The sequence below is a fragment of the Streptomyces sp. NPDC057623 genome (assembly GCF_042800355.1).
Lineage (GTDB): Bacteria > Actinomycetota > Actinomycetes > Streptomycetales > Streptomycetaceae > Streptomyces.
Genome location: NZ_JBHVGZ010000074.1, coordinates 29,662 through 48,474, shown reverse-complemented (window position 1 = coordinate 48,474; position 18,813 = coordinate 29,662). Strand labels below are relative to the sequence as shown.

22 protein-coding genes are annotated in these 18,813 nt (G+C 70.5%); 8 read left to right on the top strand and 14 right to left on the bottom strand.

Annotated features, from left to right (window positions below; genetic code table 11):
* Window positions 1-57: 57 nt before the first annotated feature.
* From ACFU95_RS42505 to ilvA, 8 genes are all read right to left on the bottom strand, one after another.
* Entirely contained in the window at window positions 58-747 is a 690-nt protein-coding gene (locus tag ACFU95_RS42505) for a methyltransferase domain-containing protein (RefSeq protein WP_383840322.1), read from the bottom strand.
* Window positions 744-875 carry a hypothetical protein gene (locus ACFU95_RS42500; RefSeq protein WP_268248680.1) on the bottom strand — a complete coding sequence of 44 codons (132 nt, stop codon included), beginning with the start codon at window positions 873-875 and terminating at the stop codon, window positions 744-746. Before ACFU95_RS42500 ends, ACFU95_RS42505 begins: the two co-directional genes overlap by 4 nt.
* Before the next feature lie 397 nt (window positions 876-1,272).
* Window positions 1,273-1,521: a hypothetical protein gene (locus ACFU95_RS42495; RefSeq protein ID WP_383455516.1), complete on the bottom strand. Its 249-nt coding sequence runs from the start codon at window positions 1,519-1,521 to the stop codon at window positions 1,273-1,275.
* Between the two features lie 93 nt (window positions 1,522-1,614).
* Window positions 1,615-2,850: a helix-turn-helix domain-containing protein gene (locus ACFU95_RS42490; RefSeq protein WP_383840318.1), complete on the bottom strand. Its 1,236-nt coding sequence runs from the start codon at window positions 2,848-2,850 to the stop codon at window positions 1,615-1,617.
* 122 nt (window positions 2,851-2,972) lie between these two features.
* A complete protein-coding gene (locus ACFU95_RS42485) occupies window positions 2,973-3,770 on the bottom strand; it encodes an ABC transporter permease (RefSeq protein ID WP_383840337.1) in 798 nt (265 codons plus the stop codon).
* Between the two features lie 5 nt (window positions 3,771-3,775).
* Complete coding sequence (locus ACFU95_RS42480; RefSeq protein WP_383840315.1) at window positions 3,776-3,979, bottom strand: integral membrane transport protein; 204 nt, start codon at window positions 3,977-3,979, stop codon at window positions 3,776-3,778.
* Complete coding sequence (locus tag ACFU95_RS42475; RefSeq protein ID WP_383840313.1) at window positions 3,976-4,953, bottom strand: ATP-binding cassette domain-containing protein; 978 nt, start codon at window positions 4,951-4,953, stop codon at window positions 3,976-3,978. Before ACFU95_RS42475 ends, ACFU95_RS42480 begins: the two co-directional genes overlap by 4 nt.
* 174 nt (window positions 4,954-5,127) lie before the next feature.
* On the bottom strand, window positions 5,128-6,357 hold the full coding sequence (ilvA, locus tag ACFU95_RS42470; RefSeq protein WP_383840310.1) for a threonine ammonia-lyase: 1,230 nt from the start codon (window positions 6,355-6,357) through the stop codon (window positions 5,128-5,130).
* Between the two features lie 163 nt (window positions 6,358-6,520).
* Between ilvA and ACFU95_RS42465 the strand changes: the two genes are divergently transcribed.
* From ACFU95_RS42465 to ACFU95_RS42455, 3 genes are all read left to right on the top strand, one after another.
* Complete coding sequence (locus tag ACFU95_RS42465) at window positions 6,521-7,027, top strand: MarR family winged helix-turn-helix transcriptional regulator (protein ID WP_383840334.1); 507 nt, start codon at window positions 6,521-6,523, stop codon at window positions 7,025-7,027.
* Window positions 7,028-7,163: 136 nt separating this feature from the next.
* Window positions 7,164-7,676 carry a sigma factor-like helix-turn-helix DNA-binding protein gene (locus ACFU95_RS42460; protein ID WP_383840307.1) on the top strand — a complete coding sequence of 171 codons (513 nt, stop codon included), beginning with the start codon at window positions 7,164-7,166 and terminating at the stop codon, window positions 7,674-7,676.
* Window positions 7,673-7,921 (top strand): hypothetical protein, encoded by a 249-nt coding sequence (locus ACFU95_RS42455; RefSeq protein WP_383840304.1) that lies wholly within the window; start codon window positions 7,673-7,675, stop codon window positions 7,919-7,921. Before ACFU95_RS42460 ends, ACFU95_RS42455 begins: the two co-directional genes overlap by 4 nt.
* 9 nt (window positions 7,922-7,930) lie before the next feature.
* Here ACFU95_RS42455 and ACFU95_RS42450 read toward each other — a convergent pair whose 3' ends face one another.
* The gene (locus ACFU95_RS42450; RefSeq protein ID WP_383840301.1) at window positions 7,931-9,085 is read right to left on the bottom strand and encodes a cystathionine gamma-synthase; all 1,155 of its coding nucleotides are present in this window, start codon (window positions 9,083-9,085) and stop codon (window positions 7,931-7,933) included.
* A gap of 281 nt (window positions 9,086-9,366) precedes the next feature.
* Between ACFU95_RS42450 and ACFU95_RS42445 the strand changes: the two genes are divergently transcribed.
* The 3 genes from ACFU95_RS42445 (at window position 9,367) to ACFU95_RS42435 (ending at window position 11,895) form a co-directional block, all read left to right on the top strand.
* Complete coding sequence (locus ACFU95_RS42445; RefSeq protein WP_383840299.1) at window positions 9,367-10,485, top strand: hypothetical protein; 1,119 nt, start codon at window positions 9,367-9,369, stop codon at window positions 10,483-10,485.
* 151 nt (window positions 10,486-10,636) lie between these two features.
* The gene (msrA, locus tag ACFU95_RS42440; protein ID WP_383840296.1) at window positions 10,637-11,302 is read left to right on the top strand and encodes a peptide-methionine (S)-S-oxide reductase MsrA; all 666 of its coding nucleotides are present in this window, start codon (window positions 10,637-10,639) and stop codon (window positions 11,300-11,302) included.
* Entirely contained in the window at window positions 11,299-11,895 is a 597-nt protein-coding gene (locus tag ACFU95_RS42435) for a hypothetical protein (RefSeq protein WP_383840294.1), read from the top strand. Before msrA ends, ACFU95_RS42435 begins: the two co-directional genes overlap by 4 nt.
* Window positions 11,896-11,937: 42 nt before the next feature.
* Here ACFU95_RS42435 and ACFU95_RS42430 read toward each other — a convergent pair whose 3' ends face one another.
* A complete protein-coding gene (locus ACFU95_RS42430) occupies window positions 11,938-12,720 on the bottom strand; it encodes a carbon-nitrogen family hydrolase (protein ID WP_383840291.1) in 783 nt (260 codons plus the stop codon).
* Window positions 12,721-12,862: 142 nt separating this feature from the next.
* Here ACFU95_RS42430 and ACFU95_RS42425 point away from each other — a divergent pair, with 142 nt between their 5' ends.
* Window positions 12,863-13,330: an SRPBCC family protein gene (locus ACFU95_RS42425; RefSeq protein ID WP_383840288.1), complete on the top strand. Its 468-nt coding sequence runs from the start codon at window positions 12,863-12,865 to the stop codon at window positions 13,328-13,330.
* A gap of 4 nt (window positions 13,331-13,334) precedes the next feature.
* Here the strand turns inward: ACFU95_RS42425 and ACFU95_RS42420 are convergent, their stop codons facing one another.
* Window positions 13,335-14,324, bottom strand: a complete 990-nt coding sequence (locus ACFU95_RS42420) for a helix-turn-helix domain-containing protein (RefSeq protein ID WP_383840285.1) — start codon at window positions 14,322-14,324, stop codon at window positions 13,335-13,337.
* Window positions 14,325-14,507: 183 nt separating this feature from the next.
* On the opposite strand from ACFU95_RS42420, the gene ACFU95_RS42415 reads away from it, so the two are divergent.
* Entirely contained in the window at window positions 14,508-15,548 is a 1,041-nt protein-coding gene (locus ACFU95_RS42415; RefSeq protein WP_383840283.1) for an NAD(P)-dependent alcohol dehydrogenase, read from the top strand.
* A gap of 77 nt (window positions 15,549-15,625) precedes the next feature.
* Here the strand turns inward: ACFU95_RS42415 and ACFU95_RS42410 are convergent, their stop codons facing one another.
* From ACFU95_RS42410 to ACFU95_RS42400, 3 genes are read right to left on the bottom strand one after another with little or no spacing between them, the layout of a single operon-like run.
* Window positions 15,626-16,681 (bottom strand): FecCD family ABC transporter permease, encoded by a 1,056-nt coding sequence (locus ACFU95_RS42410; RefSeq protein WP_383840280.1) that lies wholly within the window; start codon window positions 16,679-16,681, stop codon window positions 15,626-15,628.
* On the bottom strand, window positions 16,678-17,664 hold the full coding sequence (locus ACFU95_RS42405) for a FecCD family ABC transporter permease (protein ID WP_383840331.1): 987 nt from the start codon (window positions 17,662-17,664) through the stop codon (window positions 16,678-16,680). The genes ACFU95_RS42410 and ACFU95_RS42405 overlap by 4 nt, the downstream gene beginning before the upstream one ends.
* A 38-nt stretch (window positions 17,665-17,702) precedes the next feature.
* Complete coding sequence (locus ACFU95_RS42400) at window positions 17,703-18,758, bottom strand: ABC transporter substrate-binding protein (RefSeq protein ID WP_383840277.1); 1,056 nt, start codon at window positions 18,756-18,758, stop codon at window positions 17,703-17,705.
* Between the last annotated feature and the right edge of the window lie 55 nt (window positions 18,759-18,813).

The following is an 18,813-nucleotide window of genomic DNA, read 5'->3' as shown; positions in this document are numbered from 1 at the left end:
CGTATACGGACTTGGACGTGCCACTTGCTGCTTCCCTCGATTCCTTACAGGACAACCCTATTGGGTCCCTGTCCGGGATCTTCGGGGCCCCTCAGTGGTGGCGTACGGGGCGACGATGACCCCGCCCGTGCGGACCTGGCCGATCACCCGGTACGGCACTTCGGTCAGAGCGGCCGTGACGAGGACACGGTCATACGGCGCCCCTTCGCGGTACCCCTCGAAGCCGTCGCCCACTATCAGAGTCGGGTGGTAGCCCGCCGACTCGATCCGCTCACGTGCCGATTTCGCGTTCTCCTCGTCGACCTCTACAGAGACGACGTTGCCCGGACCGACCCGCTCAGACAGGAGCGCGGCATTCCAACCGGTACCCGTGCCGATCTCCAGGACTCGACTGGATTCCTGGACGTCGAGTGCAGCGAGCATCGAGAAGACCATGGACGGTTGCGAGTTCGAACACGTCGGCGTCCTCCCCTTGCCGGTGCCCGAGTGCTGCCCGTCGTCCCATTGCGTCGTCAGGGACACGTCCGAGTAGACCGCGCGGAACCATGCCTCAGGGTCCTCGTTGCGGTCGATCGCATCGCCCTGCCCCGTGCCCTTGGACTGGCCCGGCCACATCAGATCCGGCACGAACGACTCGCGCGGAACGGCGGCGAAGGCCGGTAGCCAGTCCGAGCGCAGCGCACCCATCCCCTTGAGCCGGGAGGCCAACCCGTGAAGGCTGGCCTCCCGCATTTCGTGCTCAGTCACCGGCTGGAGCCGCCGTTCGTGTCGCTGTGGCCCGAGTCGTCGCCCTCACTGCCTCCACCGCCGTGCTTGTTGCCCGAGTTGCTGTCGTCCTCGCCGCCGCGCACGATCCAGGGGCACTCGTCGCGCATGTGACACTCCTCGATTCCGTAGGGATGGTGCTCTGCACTTGCTGACCCGCCTCGGCCATCAAGACTGGCCGGGGCGGGGGTTGGGCGGCCTTTCCCGCGCGCCCGGGGGAACACTGCTCGGAAAAGGCCAGTCTCAGGGATTCGCCATCACGTACGTGGCGACCAGAACGAATCCGATAGTGGGGGCCTCGATCCGCCATCTCTGGCGGATCGAGGGTCTAGGGGGACGTGGTCCCGGATGCAGCGGTGACGCCCAGCACGAAGCCGCACGAGCCCGAGATCATGATGATCAGCAGCGGGGCTGTGAAGCGGGCTAACCAGCCAAGCGCGCGCCTCATCACGCGTGCCACACGCGGGCGATACGTGTGCCACACGAGGGTGATGATCTCCCTGCACATCACAGGCCCGCCCTGGACATGGCATTTCTTATGTCGTTGCGAACCGACAGCTCTTCGCGTTGGGTCAGGTGCCTCACTCGGAAGGCTTCCCACTCCCGGCCCCCGCGAACGGGGCGGAGCTGTACGCGGTCCGGGCCGTGATGCCCCATCACTACGCCAACTTTGCCGGTCTCAATGTCCATCACCAGGCTGTCGAGCGCGCAGCTTTCCGGGGCCACGGCCGTCTGGTCTCTCTCCGTCGTGGCCATGCATCGAAACTACGAGCCGCGACCGAACGGCTCCAGACAGCAACGTTGGTAGTTACCCAACGCTCCGTCAACTACTACCAATTTACTTGGTAGTTACCCGGCAATTCCCAGGTGGGAGGCCATGTCACGCATGTCCTGAGTAAGGGTCCGTTTCCGGTTGGCAAGGATGTCCCGCATGATCCGCCGGGCCATCGACTGATGCTTAAGCCATTCCGGAGACGACGCCTTGATGCCGGTCAGTTCGTCCATGGCGTCCTGGTGTGACCCGAGCAGGACGTGAGCCTTCGCGACGTCCAAGCGGTGCCTGTCCCAGTTGTTCGGGCTCGTCCGGCCGAGCTTCTTCAGGGCCTTACCGCTCACAGGGCCATCGTCGGCCCGACTGAGGACACCCCGCGCATCACCGATAAGCGCCAGATCCTCAATCACCTTGGTCTCGGCAGTCACCGGCCCGAACGTAGCCCAGTGCTCCCGGAAGTCCATGTGCTCCCGCCCCAGCGCACTCGCGGCCGTCGTCGCCATGCGGCGGGCCTCCCTGGCGACGTCCGGACGGTTGTTGCGGAACGAGGCGGACGCCACGCGCTGAAGCAGCTCACCCCAGACGGCCAGTTCGCCAGGAGTGGCCTTCGACATGCGCGGCTCGACGCTGTCAGCGGTTCGGGTCGCCAGTTGCTCGGCCTCGTCGAAGCGGTCTTGCCGAAGGAGTAGCCAGCCCATGCCGACGACGCCGTTCGTGGCGAGCTGGACCTGTCCGGTCTCCCTTGCGTCTTGGATGCCACGCGAGAGGGCGTGGTACGCCATGTCGTAGCGCCTCACCTGGGTCAGGTACTTGCCCGCGAGCAGGAAGGCCCCGGCACGCACGATGACGGCACGCCGGCGGTCCTCTCCGTCGTCGCTGGTGGCAACCGCAGCCTCGGCGGCGCGCAGGATGCCCGGCAGCTTCTTCGCCACGCTGTCGTAGCGGTCGGTGCGATAGAGAGCGTGCTGATCGTCAATGTCCCGCTGGATCGTGGACAGAGCGACAGGTTGCACCGGCTCCATGATCGTCTCGGACAGACCCACCGGCGGCATGAGGGCTCGGCGCAGTTCCATGAGCCTGGGGCCCTCACTGGAGTCCACCTCAATGGGTGACGGCACCTCAGTTGCAAAGAGACTCGACGTCGTGGTGTCCAGTGCACGGGCGAAGGAGTTCAGCATCTCGACGGACGCATTTCCGCCCTGCTCGACGATGCGGACTGTACCGACCGAGGCGCCCGCAGCTTCGGCAAGCTGCTCTTGCGTCCAGCCCTTCAGACGGCGGTAGTTCTTGACGTTCTCTCCGAGCGACGACATCGAATCACCTCCACTTCAGCGTACGACGCTTGGCCTACTGGCAGTTGTTCCTCCAGTGAGAGATACCCGAACATGAACAAGCCCCCGTCCTTGAGGGCGGGGGCCTGCGGGAAGGTGGAGCATCAACCGTCTGCCCGGCGGTACTTGCGGACCGCGAGCGTGCGGAAAATGGCGATGATCAGGATCGAGTAGATCAGCGACGCCCACACCGGGTGCTGCATCGGCCAGGCGCCGGATTGGGACAGGCCAGGGTCGCCGAAGAGTTGACGGCATGCCTGCACGGTCGCGCTGAACGGGTTCCACTCGGCGATGTGTCGCAGCCAGGGCGTCATCTGACCGGCGTCCACGAACGCCGTCGAGATGAACGTCACCGGGAAGAGCCAGATCAGCCCTCCCGAGGTCGCCGCCTCCGGAGTGCGTACGGTCAGACCGATCAGCGCGCCGATCCAGGTGAAGGCGTATCCCAGAAGAAGCAGCAGGCCGAAGCCGCCCAAGATGTTTCCGAAGTTGGTCGGCTCCGCAGAGCCGGGGCGCCAGCCCACGAGCAGCGCGACGATCGCGAGGACAAGCAGGGTCAGGGCCGTCTGGACGAGATCCGCAACGGTACGACCGGTCAGCACCGCACCACGCGCCATCGGCAGCGAGCGGAACCGGTCGATGAGGCCCTTGTGCATGTCGTCTGCAATACCGGCCCCCGCGCCCGCAGTGGCGAAGGTGACCGTCTGGGCGAAGATGCCCGCCATCAGGAAGTTCTTGTAGACGTCCGGATCGGTGGTGTTGCCGATCTTCATCGAGCCACCGAAGACGTAGGTGAAGAGCACCACGAACATCACAGGCTGAATCAGGCCAAACAGAATCATCTCAGGAATTCGGGACATCCGAATCAGATTCCGTCGGGCGATGACCAGGGAATCGTTCATCACGCTCACTTCGCCTGCCCCTTCCCGGCGCTCACGTGCAGGTCTCGGGTGCGCGACGAGATGAATCCTGACCGACCCGAGCGAACAGGATTCGGAATCCGGGACATCCTGATCAGATTGCGCTGCGCGACGACCATCGAGTCCCGGAAGGACTGACTGATCGGGTTCGTGCTCGGCGCGACCCGCACGGCGTCGGTGAGGGCACTCATTTGACGGCCTCCTTGCCGGTCTCCTCGGACTTCGCCTCGGCCAGGTGTCCCGTCAGGGACAGGAACACGTCGTCGAGGGTCGGGCGGCGCAGGCCGATGTCGTCGATCTCGATGCCGCGGGTGTCGAGTTCGCGGATGACCTCGGCGAGGAGCTTCGCACCTCCGGTCACGGGAACGGTGAGCTTGCGCATGTGCTCCTCGACCGTCGTCTCGCCCTTGCCGAATCCGCCCAGCACCTCGGAGGCGGCCTGGATGTCGGCGCGTTCGTGCACGACGACCTCGACGCGCTCTCCGCCGGTGCGGGCCTTGAGCTGGTCGGAGGTGCCCTGGGCGATGACATGGCCGTGGTCGACGACCGCGATGTCGTGCGCGAGGTGGTCGGCCTCTTCGAGGTACTGGGTGGTCAGCAACAGGGTCGTGCCACCTGAGACCAGCTGCTTTATGACCTCCCACAGCATCTGCCGGTTGCGGGGGTCGAGGCCGGTCGTCGGTTCGTCCATGAACATCACGGGCGGGGAGACGACCAGGGCGGCCGCCAGGTCGAGGCGGCGGCGCATGCCGCCGGAGTAGGTCTTGGTGGGGCGGTCGGCGGCGTCGGCGAGGTCGAACTGCGCCAGCAGCTCGTCCGCGCGGACCTTCGCCGGCTTCGCCTTCATCTGGTACAGCCGGCCGACCATCTGGAGGTTCTCGCGGCCGGTGAGGTACTCGTCGACCGCCGCGAACTGACCGGACAGGCCGATCGAGCGGCGCACGGCGTCGGGATGCTTGAGGACGTCGATACCCGCGACGACCGCCGAGCCGCTGTCGGGGCGCAGCAGGGTGGTCAGGCAGCGGACGGTCGTCGTCTTGCCCGCGCCGTTCGGCCCGAGCAGGCCCAGGACCGCGCCCTCGGGAACGTCGAGGTCGACGCCGTCCAGAGCCCTTACGTCACCGAAGGTCTTCACCAGGCCTTCGGCATAGATGGCGCCTGGCATATGAATCTCCACGTCATCGGGGAAACTTCGGAAAGCCTAGGTTTGCACTTTTCGTTCCGCCGGGTGGCGGAATCACGAGACACACCATAACGCGATGTATCGCGTCTCTCAATGGAGTTGCCCGAACGAGTGACGCGAGGGACTCCCGCCTACACCCTGGCGCCCGTCGGCGCCTCAGCCGATGACCGTGTAGCCCGCCTCGCGCAGGGCCTGGCCGACCTCGACGCAGTGCGCACGGCCCTTCGTCTCCAGGTGCAGCTCGACCTCCGCCTCCGTGAGCCCGAGCCGTGGGTCGGTCCGTACGTGGCTCACGTCCAGGACGTTGGCGTCTACCACGGACAGCACCCCCAGCAGCGTGGCGAGCGCGCCCGGCCGGTCCGTCAGCCGCAGCCGTACGGCCAGGTAGCGGCCCTGCGCGGCCATGCCGTGCCGCAGGACGCCCTGCAACAGCACCGGGTCGACGTTGCCGCCGGACAGCACCGCGACGACCGGCCCCTCGAAGGATCCCGGGTCGCTCAGCAGCGCCGCGACGGGGCTCGCCCCGGCCGGTTCGACGACCAGCTTGGCCCGCTCCAGGCACAGCAGCAGGGCGGTGGCCAGCTCGTCCTCGGTGACCATGCGAACCTCGTCCACCAGGTCTGCGATGATCCGGAACGGCACGTCACCGGGCCGGCCGACCTTGATCCCGTCGGCCATCGTCACCGGGTGGTCGACCGCGACCGGGTGCCCGGCCGCCAGCGAGGGCGGGTACGCCGCGGCGCCCGCCGCCTGCACACCCACGATCCGCACGTCGGGGCGCAGCGTCTTCACCGCCATCGCGATGCCTGCCGCGAGCCCTCCCCCGCCGATGCCGACGACGATCGTCCGCGCCTCCGGGCACTGTTCGAGGATCTCCAGGCCCACCGTGCCCTGGCCGGCGATGACGTCGGGGTGGTCGAAGGGGTGGATGAACACCGCGCCCGTCTCGGCGGCGTACTCCTGCGCGGCGGCGAGCGTCTCGTCGACCACCTGGCCGTGCAGCCGCACCTCGGCGCCGTAGTCCCGGGTGGCGCTGATCTTCGGCAGCGGGGCGCCATTCGGCATGAACACCGTGGCGCGCACCCCGAGCAGCGACGACGCCAGGGCGACGCCCTGCGCGTGGTTGCCGGCGCTCGCGGCCACGACCCCCGCCGCCCGCTCCTCCGGGAGCAGCCCGGCGATCCGGACGTAAGCACCGCGCAGCTTGAACGATCCTGTCCGCTGGAGGTTCTCGCACTTGAAGTGCACCGGCGCGCCCACCAGCTGGGACAGGTGCCTGCTGCCCTCCATCGCCGTCACCCGCGCCACGCCCGTCAGCATCTTCTGAGCGCCGCGCACGTCGTCGAGCGTGACGGGAGGCAAGGAGTCAGCCGTGCTGTAGCTCATGACTCAAGTCTCGCAGTTCACAGGCGCGGCGCCGCGTTGTGACCAAGCTCCGAGATGGGTTTGCGCAGCGCTGGTACACCCCGCGTCCGGGCCGCGTACCCTGTCCCCCAACCCAGCACCCCCTTCATGAAGTGAGCCTCCGGCCATGCCCACAACACCTGAAATGTCGATGGACATGACGACCGTCGCCGACAGCGGTCTCCTCGACACGCTGCAGCACGAGGTGGCAGTTTTCGCCCGTCGTGCCGAACAGACCCGGCTCGGGGGGGTCGGGCAGGTGCGCAACTCCATGGACCGCGCCGCGTACCTGCTGCTCAACCGCCTCGACAAGGAAGGCCCCATGGGCGTCAAGGCGCTCGCCGCGAGCATGGGGATCGACTCGTCGACGGTCACCCGGCAGGTGGCACCGCTCGTCGACACGGGGCTCGTCAAGCGCACCTCCCACCCGGAGGACGGGCGGGCGGTGGTGCTGCAGCTGTCCCCGCGCGGGCAGTCGCGGCTGGAGGAAGTGCGCTCCTCGCGACGTCAGTTGATGGCCGAGCTGACGCACGACTGGGCCCCGGAGGAGCGTGAGGCGTTCTGCACGCTCCTCACTCGCTTCAACACGGCGCTCTCCACGCGGATGGCGGCCCAGGGAATCGCGGGCGCGGAGTCCCCCACGGCGTCCTGAGGGGTGATCCGGTCCCGGCTCTTGACCCCGGGCCGTCGCTGGCCTCATATGAAACCGGGTCCTCCTTGTGCGCGACCGACGCGTCTCGTGTGTCGCCGGGGCCCGGTTCCTCGGGGTCGGTCAGGCGGGAGGAGCGGTGGGACGACGACGTGTGGTCCAGGACGCTCGCCGGGACCGCGAGTTCGAGGCGTTCGTCGCGGGCGCGGCCGGGCGGCTGTCGCTCGCGGCCACGTTGCTCACGGCGGAGCCGCCGGACGACAACCCACGCGCGCGACGCCTGCTGACGCTGTCCCTGGCGCACACGTACGCGTGCTGGGACCGGCTGCGCGGTGAGGACCCGTACGACCGCGCCCGCGGGTACCTGGCCACCCGCTTCTCCCGGGCCGCCTGGCATCAGTGCGGCGGCTGGGGCGCCCTCGGCCGGTCGCGCCCGCACCCTGACAGCCCGCTCGCCCGTCTCTCCCCGCGGGAACGTCTGATCCTGGTCCTGCGGCTGTACGAGGGGGTCCCCGAGGAGCAGACCGCGGCCCTGCTCGGTCTGCCCCGGGAGCGCGTCCACGCGATCTGCGACCGGGCGACGGCGACGCTGCTGCATCCGCCGCGGAGGGCCGCGCCGGCCGTGCTGGGCGCGAAGGCGGTGTCGCCGTGAACCGACCCCAACGGGAAGCGGCCGCACGACAGATCATGGAGCGCGCGCCGTCGCCGGTGCCGCCGGAGGTGTACGGCGAGGCCGTGCGGCGCGGTGGCCGCATGCTGCGCCGCAGGAGGGCGGCCGTACGGCTGATGTGGCTGCTGCTGTTCGCCGCGACCGTGGCGTTCGTGGTGTGGGCTGTGGCGGCCCGCCCGTGGGTGGAGCCGCCGTCGGAGACGACTCCACCCCTGACGGGCTGGTGAGCCCCGCGACTAGCCGAGGGCCTGCTGCAGGTCCTCGATGAGGTCGTCGACGTTCTCGATGCCCACGGAGAGGCGGACGAGGTCGGCGGGTACCTCCAGGGCCGAGCCGGCCACGGAGGCGTGGGTCATGCGGCCGGGGTGCTCGATGAGGGACTCGACGCCGCCCAGGGACTCGCCGAGCGTGAACACCTTGGCGCGGTTGCAGACCTCGACGGCCGCCTCCTCGCCGCCCGTGACCTGGAAGGAGACCATGCCGCCGAACGACTTCATCTGCTTGGCGGCGACCTCGTGACCGGGGTGGTCGGGCAGGCCGGGGTACAGGACGCGGCTCACGCGCGCGTGCCGGGTGAGCATGTCGGCGATCTTCGTGGCGTTCTCGCTGTGCCGGTCCATGCGCACCGAGAGCGTCTTGGCCCCGCGCAGCACCAGCCAGGAGTCGAAGGGCCCGGCGACCGCGCCCATCGCGTTCTGGTGGTACGCCAGCTCCTCGCCGAGCGCCTCGTCGCCGACGACCAGCGCGCCGCCGACGACGTCCGAGTGGCCGCCCATGTACTTGGTGAGCGAGTGCACCACGACGTCCGCGCCGAGGGACAGCGGCTGCTGAAGATACGGCGTGGCGAAGGTGTTGTCGACGACGAGCCTGGCGCCGGAGTCCCGGGCGATCTGCGCGACGGCGGCGATGTCGGTGATGCCGAGCAGCGGGTTGGAGGGGGTCTCCACCCAGACGACCTTGGTCTTCGGGGTGATGGCGGCCCGTACGGCGGAGGGGTCGCTGGTGTCGGCGACCGACCACTCCACCCCCCAGCGGGCGACGACCTTGGCGAAGAGGCGGAAGGTGCCGCCGTACGCGTCGTTGGGGATGACCACGTGGTCGCCGGGGCTGAGCAGCGTACGCAACAGGCAGTCCTCGGCCGCCAGTCCGGACGCGAACGCGAGGCCGCGGCGACCGCCCTCCAGGGCGGCGAGGTTCTCTTCGAGGGCGGTCCTGGTCGGGTTGGCGCTACGGCTGTACTCGTAGCCGCCGCGCAGGCCGCCCACGCCGTCCTGCTTGTAGGTCGAGACCTGGTAGATCGGCGGGACGACCGCGCCGGTGAGGGGATCGGCGGTGTTGCCCGCGTGGATCGCGAGGGTCTCGAAGTGCTGACTGATGTGCCTGTCGCTCATGGGCACCGAGCGTAGTCCGCGAACGAGGCGGATGCCGGTCGGCGGGCACACCCGGCGGCCGTCCTGCCCCGGAGGGCAGGATTCCGCGGCGGGCACCCGCGGCGGGCACCCCCGACGGGTTGCGACCACCCGGTCCGTTCGCACGGTCCGCCTGCACGATCGGCTTGCGCGGCCCGCTTTTCCACAGGCCCGATCCCGCTGGTCCGTCCCCACCGGACTCGTTGTCCACAGGTCGCCGACCTCGTTGGCCAATTGTCCGCGGCGTCTGGAACGCTGGAGGCATGGAGATTCTCTGGGTCCTGATCGCGCTGCTCATGATCGGCTTTGTGGCCGTGCCGTTCATGCGGCGCAGGCGGGGCATGATCGAGCAGGTCCCGCCGGGACACCCGGACGCCGCGGACCCGGCGAACTACGGCTTCGTGCGCCAGGAGGAGCTGGACGTCCGCATGCCCGGCCCCGACCAGGACCTGCTGGACGTCCTGGACCTGGTGCAGCGCACGCAGGACTACAAGGCGGCGTCCCAGCTGCTCGCCGGCACCGAGACGGAGGGCGAGCTGCGCTGGCAGCGCGTGCAGGCCTTCGCCGGGGCCGCGTCGCTGGAGCTCCAGCAGCGGCCGGGCGGGGTGAGTGAGTCGCCGGGCGGTCAGTGGCTGCGGGTGTGGCGGACCGAGCAGCCCAAGGACGCGGGCGGGGCGGCCGTCCACGCGGAGTTCCTGGTGCAGCAGGCGTGGCGGACGGCGACGCCGGGCACGGACGAGTTCCGGATCATCATGGAGGAGGCCAGGTCGGCCTGCGGCGACGCGGCACTCCTGGCCCCCGGTGACCCGATCCCGTACATCATCGAGCTGTCGGTCGCGCGTGGACTCGCCTATCCCCGGCCGGAGTTCGAGCAGCTCTGGCTGAAGATCCTGGACCGGGCCCCGGCCCACATGGGCGCGCACCTGGCGGCCCTGCACTACTGGTGCGAGAAGTGGCACGGCTCGCGGCAGCTGGCCTACGACTTCGCGGAAGCGGCGGCGGCCCGCGCACCCCAGGGCTCCCTCCTCGCCGCCATGCCGCTGTTCGCGGTCTTCGAGCACCTGCCCGAGGTGAACCTGGTCAGCGGCTTCTACCAGAGCGAGGTCGTGACGAAGGCGGTCCACGGCGCGCTGTTCGCGGTGCACGCGGCCCGCCACGACGACCCGATGCTGGCGCACGTACGCCATCTGCTGGTCTTCTTCCTGGTCCGCGGCGAGCGCTGGGCCGAGGCCATGGACCAGCTGATACACGTCGACGGCCATGTCGGCGCCCTCCCCTGGACGCTCTCCCCCGACCCGGCCGGGGAGTTCGCGGTCTACCGCGCGCTGGCGGTGGCGGGCTACGAGGCCAACGGCGGCAGCCCGGCGACACTGCCGCACTGAGGTCCCGCCGAGCCCCGCGGAATCCGGGGGCCCGGCCGTACGTTGAAGGGGGTACCGCCCGGCGGGGAGTGCCCCGAGCACCCCCGCCGCCGTACCGCAGCACGCGCCCCCGGCCCGCGAGGTCCGTGTGGCCCGCGAGGAAGGAACCCTCATGCTCTTCGGCCGTACGCCCGTCCTGCCCACCCCCGAGCAGGCACTCCAGGGCCGCCCGGAACCGGCCTTCTCCGTCCCCGACCGCCACACCGTCCTCGGCAACCCGCTGCTGGGCCCCTACCCCGAGGGCCTGGAGGTCGCCGACCTGGGGCTGGGCTGCTTCTGGGGCGCCGAGCGCAAGTTCTGGCAGCTTCCGGCGGGCGTGTGGACGACCCTGGTCGGCTACCAGGGCGGCCACACCGAGCACCCCACCTACGAGGAGGTCTGCTCGGGCCTGACCGGCCACACCGAGGCCGTCCGCGTGGTCTTCGACCCGAGCGTGATCTCGTACGAGCGTCTGCTGAAGACCTTCTGGGAGGCCCACGACCCGACCCAGGGCTTCCGCCAGGGCAACGACGTCGGCACGCAGTACCGCTCGGCGATCTACCCGCACACCCCGGAGCAGGCGAAGACGGCCGAGGCGTCCCGGGACGCGTACCAGAAGGTCCTGACGGGCTCGGGCTACGGCACGATCACCACGGAGATCCTTCCGGCGGAGGGGCGGGCCTTCTACCCGGCGGAGGGGTACCACCAGCAGTACCTCGACAAGAACCCGGCGGGATACTGCGGGATCGGCGGGACGGGCGTCTCGTGCCCGATCGGTGTCGCCAGGGCCGAGGGGTGAGCACCGGCGTCATACCGACGCGGCTGGCAGCACTGTGGCGGGAACGACGGAGTTCGGGCCCGCCCGTCGCCCACACCTTTCGCGGCGCGTACGCGGATCGCTGGGTGCGCTTCCACACCCTCCCCGGCTCCAAGCGCCATCCGGAGTCCGAGGACGAGTACGGGATCGTGCTGGAGCGGTACAACACGGTCCTCGACGAACTGTTCTCGGGCCTGGACGTGTTCGTCGTGACCATGGACTGGTCGTACACACCGGACGGTCCCGCCACATTTCCGACGCCGCGAGAGGACCTTCATCCCGACGGCCTGCGCTGGTGGACCGAGGTGGACGAGGAGGAGCCGGACCCGCGGTTCCACACCCATACACGCCTGTACGCCGACCGGCGGCGGTGGCGGCACGGATGTGCCGATGGCCTGCTGCGTGCCGTCGCCGACGAAGCGGTCGTCGAGGTGTTCATCACCGACACGGAACTTCGCCGCATCCATCATCCGTACGACGGCGGCGCGGACGTCGTCCTCACCACACCCGCGGAGCGCGACGAGATGCGCGCCCGGCACACCGAGTGGCTCTCCGCTCATCCAGCCGGGCTGTGACACCTGTGGCGGCTGGGCGGGGCACCGGTCGACGCGGTCGCCTCACCTGGACGTGAGGACGCGGTCGCGCAGGACAGGGAGTTCGGCGCGGATGCGGGCGACCTCGGCCATGTCGAGATCCACCGTCACCGTCTCCTGCGCGGTGCGGGCCTCGCCCAGGACGGTTCCCCAGGGGTCGACGACCACACTGTGTCCGCCCTGCCGCATCCCGCCATGGGCGCCCGCCGCGCAGCAGGCCAGCAGGAAGACCTGTTCCTCCAGGGCCCTCGTGCGCGTGAGGAGCTGCCAGTGGCTCAGGCGGGCCGCGGGCCAGGCGGCGGGCACCACGACCAGCTCCGCGCCCGCGTCGAGCAGGCCCCGGAAGAGTTCGGGGAAGCGCAGGTCGTAGCAGATGGCGAGGCCGATCACGCCGAAGTCGGTGGGCACGGTGACGATGTCGCTGCCGCCGCCCATCAGGGTCGCCTCGCCGGTGTCGAAGCCGTACCGGTGGATCTTGCGATAGCTGCCGCGCAGGTCGCCGGCCCGGTCGAAGAGCAGCGCGGTGTTGTACAGCGTCCCGTCCCCGTCGCGTTCGACGATCGACCCGGCGTGCAGCCAGGCCCCGGCCTCCCGGGCCGCGGCGGACATGACCTCGGCGGTGGGGCCGTCGACCCCTTCGGCATCGCTCCCCCAGCTGTCGTACGACCACGCGCCGGCCGTCCAGAGCTCCGGCAGGACCACCAGGTCGTCGCCCGCCCGGCCGCGGACCAGCGAAGCAGCTCGGTGACGGCGCTCGTCGGCGGATTCCGACGAGTCCACGGACAGCTGTATCAGCGAGGCGCGCATGGCTCTCACCTCCGAGACCGTTCACGCACGGCTCAAGGGAACCTGTTCCCTACGAGCCTACGGAGCCCCCCGTCCATCTCGCGCCCCGTGGCAGGACCTCGCAGGCGGGCGAGGGTCGGACCCTGCTGCTTTCATGGAGGGCATGAGCAGCAGAAGCGTCGTCGTGGAGCGCCGTATCGCCGCAGGCCAAGGGCCCGTGTGGGAGGCCTTGACCGACCTCGGGGGCATGCCGCACGTGCTCAGTGGTGTCACCCGTGTCGAGGTCCTGACGGCCGGGGCCTTCGACGTCGGTACGCGGTGGCGCGAGACGCGGCGCATGTTCGGGAAGGAAGCCACCGAGGAGATGTGGGTGACCGCCAGCGAACCGCCCGAGCGTTATGTGGTGGAGGCGGAGTCGCACGGCACCCACTACATCTCGGAGTGGCGGCTGCGGGCGGACGGCCCGTCGGCGACGACCGTCCGGATGACGTTCACGGGCGTGACCTCCGGCGGCGTCACCGGCCTGCTCGCCAAGCTTCTGGGCACAGTGGGCGCGCGGGCGGTGAGCAAAGCCGTCGCCAAGGATCTGGAGGACATCGCCGTGGCGATCGAGGGCCGCCGCGCGGGCTGACCGCCTACGGCGCCGGGGTCCCCGACCCCGTCCCCGCTCCCGAACCTGTTCCTGTCCCCGCTCCCGACCCTGTTCCCGGCCCCGCCCCGGTCCCCGCCTTCGTCGCGTCCGCCCCCCAGCTGGCCAGCAACCGCAACGCCTCCGCCGACGGCGACCCCGGCTCCGCGTGGTAGGTGATCAGGACCTGTTCCGTGCCGTCGGTGAGGCGGAACGACTCGAAGTTCAGGGTCAGCTCGCCCACCAGCGGATGCCTGAGGTGCTTGACGCCGTAGGTCTTCTCCTTGACGTCGTGCCTGGCCCACAGCCGGCGGAACTCCTCGCTCTTGACGGAGAGTTCGCCGACCAGGGCGGACAGCCGCGGATCGTCCGGACGGCAGCCCGCGTCCATGCGCAGGAAGCTGACCATGTCGGACGCCTTCTGGTCCCACTCCACGAACAGGTCGCGGTACTCGGGCTGGAGGAACACCAGCCGCGCCCAGTTCCGCTCCCGCTCCGGCAGTTCAGCCCAGTCACCGAAGAGCGCCACCGCCATCCGGTTCCAGGCGAGGATGTCCGAGCGCCGGCCCGAGATGTACGCGGGTACGTCGTTGATCGAGGCCAGCAGCTGCGCCAGGGCCGGCCGCACCTGCTCCGTGCGCGCCGTCGGCTTCTTCTTGTGCTGCTTCGGCTTCGCCAGATGCATGAGGTGCGCGTGCTCGGCGTCGCTCAGGCGCAGCGCCCGTGCGATCGCGTCGAGGACCTCCGCCGAGACGTTCCGCCCGTTGCCCTGCTCCAGGCGCGTGTAGTACGCCACGGACACCCCGGCCAGCTGCGCCAGCTCCTCGCGCCGCAGCCCCGGCACCCGGCGATGCCGCCCGAAGTCCGGCAGCCCGAAGTCCTCCGGCTTCAGCCGGGCTCGTCGGGTGCGCAGAAACTCGCTGAGCTCGGCACGCCGGTCCAGGCCGGGGCCAGGGCCGGCCGCGGGTCCCGTCACGGCATCGGGCTTTTCGTCCATGCCTCAAGTATTCCCGGTCCTACGCGCACCAGCCTGACCCCGCCAGTGGTAGGACCAGCGGACGTACGCACAACCGGGGTCTGGGTGGATCCGGCGCGTTCCAGCAGGCTGAATGCCATGCCCGGCCGGAAAGACGAAGTCAGAAGGCAGCCGGGCGTGAGATCCCCGCTAGGAGAACCCGGCATGACCTCCGTTGCCGCATACGCAGCCCCCTCCGCCAAGGCTCCGCTGGAGCGCACCACCATCGAGCGCCGTGCCGTCCGCGAGCACGACGTGCTGATCGACATCAAGTTCGCGGGCATCTGCCACTCCGACATCCACCAGGCCCGCGAGGGCTGGGGCGAGGCGATCTTCCCGATGGTCCCCGGCCACGAGATCGCGGGCGTCGTCTCCGAGGTCGGCCCGGGCGTCACGAAGTACCAGGTCGGCGACCGTGTGGGCGTCGGCTGCCTGGTCGACTCCTGCCGTGAGTGCGACAACTGCAAGGCCGGCGCCGAGCAGCACTGCACCGGCGGCTCGGTCGGCACATACAACGCCGTCGGCAAGGACGGCGAGCCCACCTACGGTGGCTACTCGCAGAAGGTCGTCGTCGACGAGAACTTCGTCGTCCGCATCCCCGACGGCCTGGCCCTGGACGTCGCCGCGCCGCTGCTGTGCGCCGGCATCACCACGTACTCGCCGCTCAAGCACTGGGGCGCGGGCCCGGGCAGGAAGGTCGCCGTGATCGGCCTGGGCGGTCTCGGCCACATGGGCGTCAAGATCGCGCACGCGCTCGGCGCCGAGGTCACGGTCCTCTCGCAGTCGCTGCGCAAGAAGGACGACGGCCTGAAGCTGGGCGCCGAGCACTACTACGCGACCAGTGACCCGAAGACGTTCGAGGAGCTCGCCGGCTCCTTCGACCTGATCCTCTCCACCGTGTCCGCGCCGCTGGACTTCGGCGCCTACCTCAGCCTGCTCAGGACGGGCGGCGCCCTGGTGAACGTGGGCGCCCCGGAGGAGCCCGTCGCCCTGAACCTGTTCTCGCTGATCGGCGGCAACAAGACCCTCGCCGGCTCGATGATCGGCGGTATCGCCGAGACCCAGGAGATGCTGGACTTCTGCGCGGCGCACGGCTTCGGCTCCGAGATCGAGCTGATCAGCGCGGACCAGATCAACGAGGCGTACGAGCGGGTGCTGGACAGCGATGTGCGGTACCGGTTCGTGATCGACACGTCGACGATCTAGTACGGGCGCCCGGTCCGCCACGGCCGCCGTTCGGTACAGACCGTCGAGGGCCCCGGAGCCGCACTGCTCCGGGGCCTTCAGCGTGTCGCCGTACGGCGTCCCAGCAGCCACAGCAGATACGGCCCGCCGACGAGCGCGGTGAGCGCGCCGACCGGGATCTCCAGCGGGGGCAGGAGGGTGCGGGCGGCGAGATCGGCGGCGACCAGCACGATCGCGCCCGTCAACGCCGCGTTCAGGAGCGGGAGTTGGGGTGTACGGGTGAGGCGCCGGGCCAGCTGCGGCGCGGTCAGCGCCACGAACCCGATCGGTCCCGCGGCCCCGGTCGCCGTCGCGGCGAGGACCACGCCGAGAACGGTGAGCCCGAGCCGCACCCGGTCCACCCGTACGCCGAGTCCGGCCGCGGTCTCGGGATCGAGCCCGAGCGGTCGCAGCGCCCGGCTCGCCCACACCAGGGCGGGCAGGGAGAGGACCAGTACGACAGCCGGCGGCCCCGCCTGCTCCCAGCCACGCCCGTTGAGGCTCCCGGTCAGCCACAGCTTGACCTGCTCGGCGGCTTCCAGCTCGCTGTCGGTGAGATAGAGCTGCACCACCGCCGACAGCGCGACACCGATCCCGACGCCGGTGAGCACGAAGCGGCTCGGCTGCATCCCGCGCCGCCAGGCCAGCACGTAGACGAGGGCGGCCGCGACGAGTCCGCCGAGCACGGAGACGAGGGGCAGGGCACTCGGCGAGCTCACCGCGCCGGTCGCCAGCGCGAGCACGGTCGCGGCCGCGGCCCCGTGCCCGACACCGATGACATCGGGACTGGCCAGCGGATTGCGCGTCACGCTCTGCACCAGCGCCCCTGACGTCCCGAGCGCGGCGCCCACGAGGGCACCGACGGCCGCACGGGGGACGCGCAGCTCGTTGACGACGAGGTCATGGGGGCCGGATCCGGTGCGCAGGGCGCGCCAGACCTCGGCGGGCGGGATGTACGTCTGCCCGACGCAGGCCGAGGCCAGCAAGACGGCGCCGAGGAGTGCGAGGAGGACGAGGGCCACGGCGGCGGAACGGCGATGGAGGACCAGGGAGACACGGGGGTGCGGGCGCAGAAGCGTGAGTCCGGCCGGGACGACTGCCGGGCGCCCCCTCATGACACCGCCCCTTTCCTCCGCACCAGCACCACCAACACCGGCACCCCCACCAGCGCCGTCATCACCCCGGCCGGCACCTCGGCCGGCGCACGTACCACCCGCCCCGCCACGTCCGCCCCCAGCAGCAGCGCGGCTCCCAGCAGCCCGGACAGCGGCAGCACCGCCGCGTACCCGCCCCGCACCAGCCGTCGCGCGAGATGCGGCACCGCCAGCCCCACGAACGCCACGGGCCCCGCCGCGGCCACCGCGGCGGCGGTCAGCAGGGTCGCCCCCAGCGCGGCGCTCCCCCGCACCAGCCGTACCCGGTGCCCCAGCGCCCGAGCCGTCTCGTCCCCCAGCGCCAACGCGTCCAGCCCGCGCGCACAGGCCAGCACCAGCACGGCCCCGCCGACGAGGAACGGCAGCATGCGTACGACCGTCCCCGCGTCCCGTCCGCTCAACGCCCCCACCTGCCAGAACCGGAACTGGTCGAGCGTGGCCGAGCTGGAGGTCAGGACGACGGTCGTGCCCCCGGCCGTCATCGCCGACAGCGCGGTCCCCGCCAGGGCCAGCTTCACCGGCGACGCCCCGCCGCGCCCGCGGGCCGCGATGCCGTACACCAGGCACGCGGCGGCGACGGCACCGGCGAAGGCGTACCAGACGTAGCCGCCGAAGCCGCTCGCGAGGCCGAGGGCGATCGCGAGTACGACGCCGGCGGCGGCCCCCTGGCTCAGCCCGAGGATGCCGGGATCGGCGAGCGGATTGCGGGTGACGGCCTGGAGTGCGGCCCCGGCCATGCCGAGCGCGGCACCGGCCGCCAGCCCCACCTCGGTGCGCGGCAGCCGCAGCGACCGCACGACGAGTGCGTCCGGCGACCCCCCGCCGTGCAGCAGGGCGTCGAGCACGGCCGACGGCGGCACCGCCCGGGTGCCGACGGCGAGGCTGAGCAGCGCCGCCGCGACCACCACGAGGGCGGTCACCGGAAGAGCCAGACGGGCAGTCAGAGGGTGCGAACCGCCCCGTACGCGACTCGGTACGCGACTCACTCGCCGACGTGTTCGGCGAGCTGTCGTATCACCAGACGCGCGGCCGCCGGACCGGCGTTGAGGTACCAGGGGTCGTCGTCGACCTTCACGGCGTGCCCGGCCTCGACGGCCTTCATCGACTTCCACAGCGGTCCGGCCACGACGCTCGCGGCATCGGTCTTCGCCGCGTCCCCCTGCACGGAGTAGAAGATCCAGTCGCCGTCGGCGGTGTCGACGCTCTCGGGACCGATGTCCTCGGAAATGGCGTGGAACCGCTGGGACTCGGGCCGCTCCAGTCCCATGTCCACGGCGATGGACCCGGTGAAGGAGGAGACGCCGAACATACGTGTCCGGTCCGGCGTGAAGCGCACCATGGAGACGGCGGGATCCCCTTCGATCGCCTGCCCCTCCGCACCGGCCTCGGCAACGATGTCGTCCAACAGCCCCCGCGCTTGCCGCCCCTTGCCGACGGCCTCGCCGACGAGCAGCAGGTCGCGCTTCCAGTTGATGCCGTTGCCGGCGGTGATCACGGTCGGCGCGATCTTCGACAGCTTGGGGTAGAGGTCGCCGAGCGAGTCGTTGGCGAGGATCAGGTCGGGCCTGGCCGTGGCCAGCGTTTCGAGGTTGGGCGCCTGCCGCGTGCCCGCGTCGGTCATCCCGGCGAGCCGCTCCTTGTCCTTCGGGAAGGCGTCGGCGAGGTAGTCCGGCACCAGCCCGGCGTTGTCGGCGCGGGTGGTGGCCGCGGGAACGATGCCGAGAGAGAGCAGGTCGTCGAGCTGCCCGGTGCTGAGGACGGCGATCTTCTTGGGCTCGGCCTTGAGGGTCGTGCTGCCCCGGAAGTGCTTGACGGTGCGCGGGAAGGAGCCGTCCTCGTCGGTGTCGGCACCCATGCCGTCGGCGAGGGCGCTGGGCGCGGCGGACGGTCCGTCGCCCTCGGCGGCACCGATCACCTGACTGCGCGAGCCGTCCTCCTTCCGGGCCCCGCCCCCGCCGTCCGACGCGGACGAGCAGCCGACGAGTAGCCCTCCGACGACGACCGTGGCCAGGACGGCCTTCCTTCCGACTGCACGCACGACTGCTCCCACGACGATCCACGACTACCGGCACGGCCACTAAGGCGAGGCTTAC

What these genes read in the sequence shown, in the direction of transcription:
- ACFU95_RS42495 (WP_383455516.1), bottom strand. Translation starts at nt 1,521, where the DNA reads ATGGCCACGACGGAGAGAGACCAGACGGCCGTGGCCCCGGAAAGCTGC.
- ACFU95_RS42465 (WP_383840334.1), top strand. Translation starts at nt 6,521, where the DNA reads ATGTCGATGGACATGACGACCGTCGCCGACAGCGGTCTCCTCGACACG.
- ACFU95_RS42410 (WP_383840280.1), bottom strand. Translation starts at nt 16,681, where the DNA reads ATGAGGGGGCGCCCGGCAGTCGTCCCGGCCGGACTCACGCTTCTGCGC.
- msrA (WP_383840296.1), top strand. Translation starts at nt 10,637, where the DNA reads ATGCTCTTCGGCCGTACGCCCGTCCTGCCCACCCCCGAGCAGGCACTC.
- ACFU95_RS42485 (WP_383840337.1), bottom strand. Translation starts at nt 3,770, where the DNA reads ATGAACGATTCCCTGGTCATCGCCCGACGGAATCTGATTCGGATGTCC.
- ilvA (WP_383840310.1), bottom strand. Translation starts at nt 6,357, where the DNA reads ATGAGCTACAGCACGGCTGACTCCTTGCCTCCCGTCACGCTCGACGAC.
- ACFU95_RS42500 (WP_268248680.1), bottom strand. Translation starts at nt 875, where the DNA reads ATGCGCGACGAGTGCCCCTGGATCGTGCGCGGCGGCGAGGACGACAGC.
- ACFU95_RS42450 (WP_383840301.1), bottom strand. Translation starts at nt 9,085, where the DNA reads ATGAGCGACAGGCACATCAGTCAGCACTTCGAGACCCTCGCGATCCAC.
- ACFU95_RS42475 (WP_383840313.1), bottom strand. Translation starts at nt 4,953, where the DNA reads ATGCCAGGCGCCATCTATGCCGAAGGCCTGGTGAAGACCTTCGGTGAC.
- ACFU95_RS42420 (WP_383840285.1), bottom strand. Translation starts at nt 14,324, where the DNA reads ATGGACGAAAAGCCCGATGCCGTGACGGGACCCGCGGCCGGCCCTGGC.
- ACFU95_RS42430 (WP_383840291.1), bottom strand. Translation starts at nt 12,720, where the DNA reads ATGCGCGCCTCGCTGATACAGCTGTCCGTGGACTCGTCGGAATCCGCC.
- ACFU95_RS42490 (WP_383840318.1), bottom strand. Translation starts at nt 2,850, where the DNA reads ATGTCGTCGCTCGGAGAGAACGTCAAGAACTACCGCCGTCTGAAGGGC.
- ACFU95_RS42480 (WP_383840315.1), bottom strand. Translation starts at nt 3,979, where the DNA reads ATGAGTGCCCTCACCGACGCCGTGCGGGTCGCGCCGAGCACGAACCCG.
- ACFU95_RS42445 (WP_383840299.1), top strand. Translation starts at nt 9,367, where the DNA reads ATGGAGATTCTCTGGGTCCTGATCGCGCTGCTCATGATCGGCTTTGTG.
- ACFU95_RS42415 (WP_383840283.1), top strand. Translation starts at nt 14,508, where the DNA reads ATGACCTCCGTTGCCGCATACGCAGCCCCCTCCGCCAAGGCTCCGCTG.
- ACFU95_RS42425 (WP_383840288.1), top strand. Translation starts at nt 12,863, where the DNA reads ATGAGCAGCAGAAGCGTCGTCGTGGAGCGCCGTATCGCCGCAGGCCAA.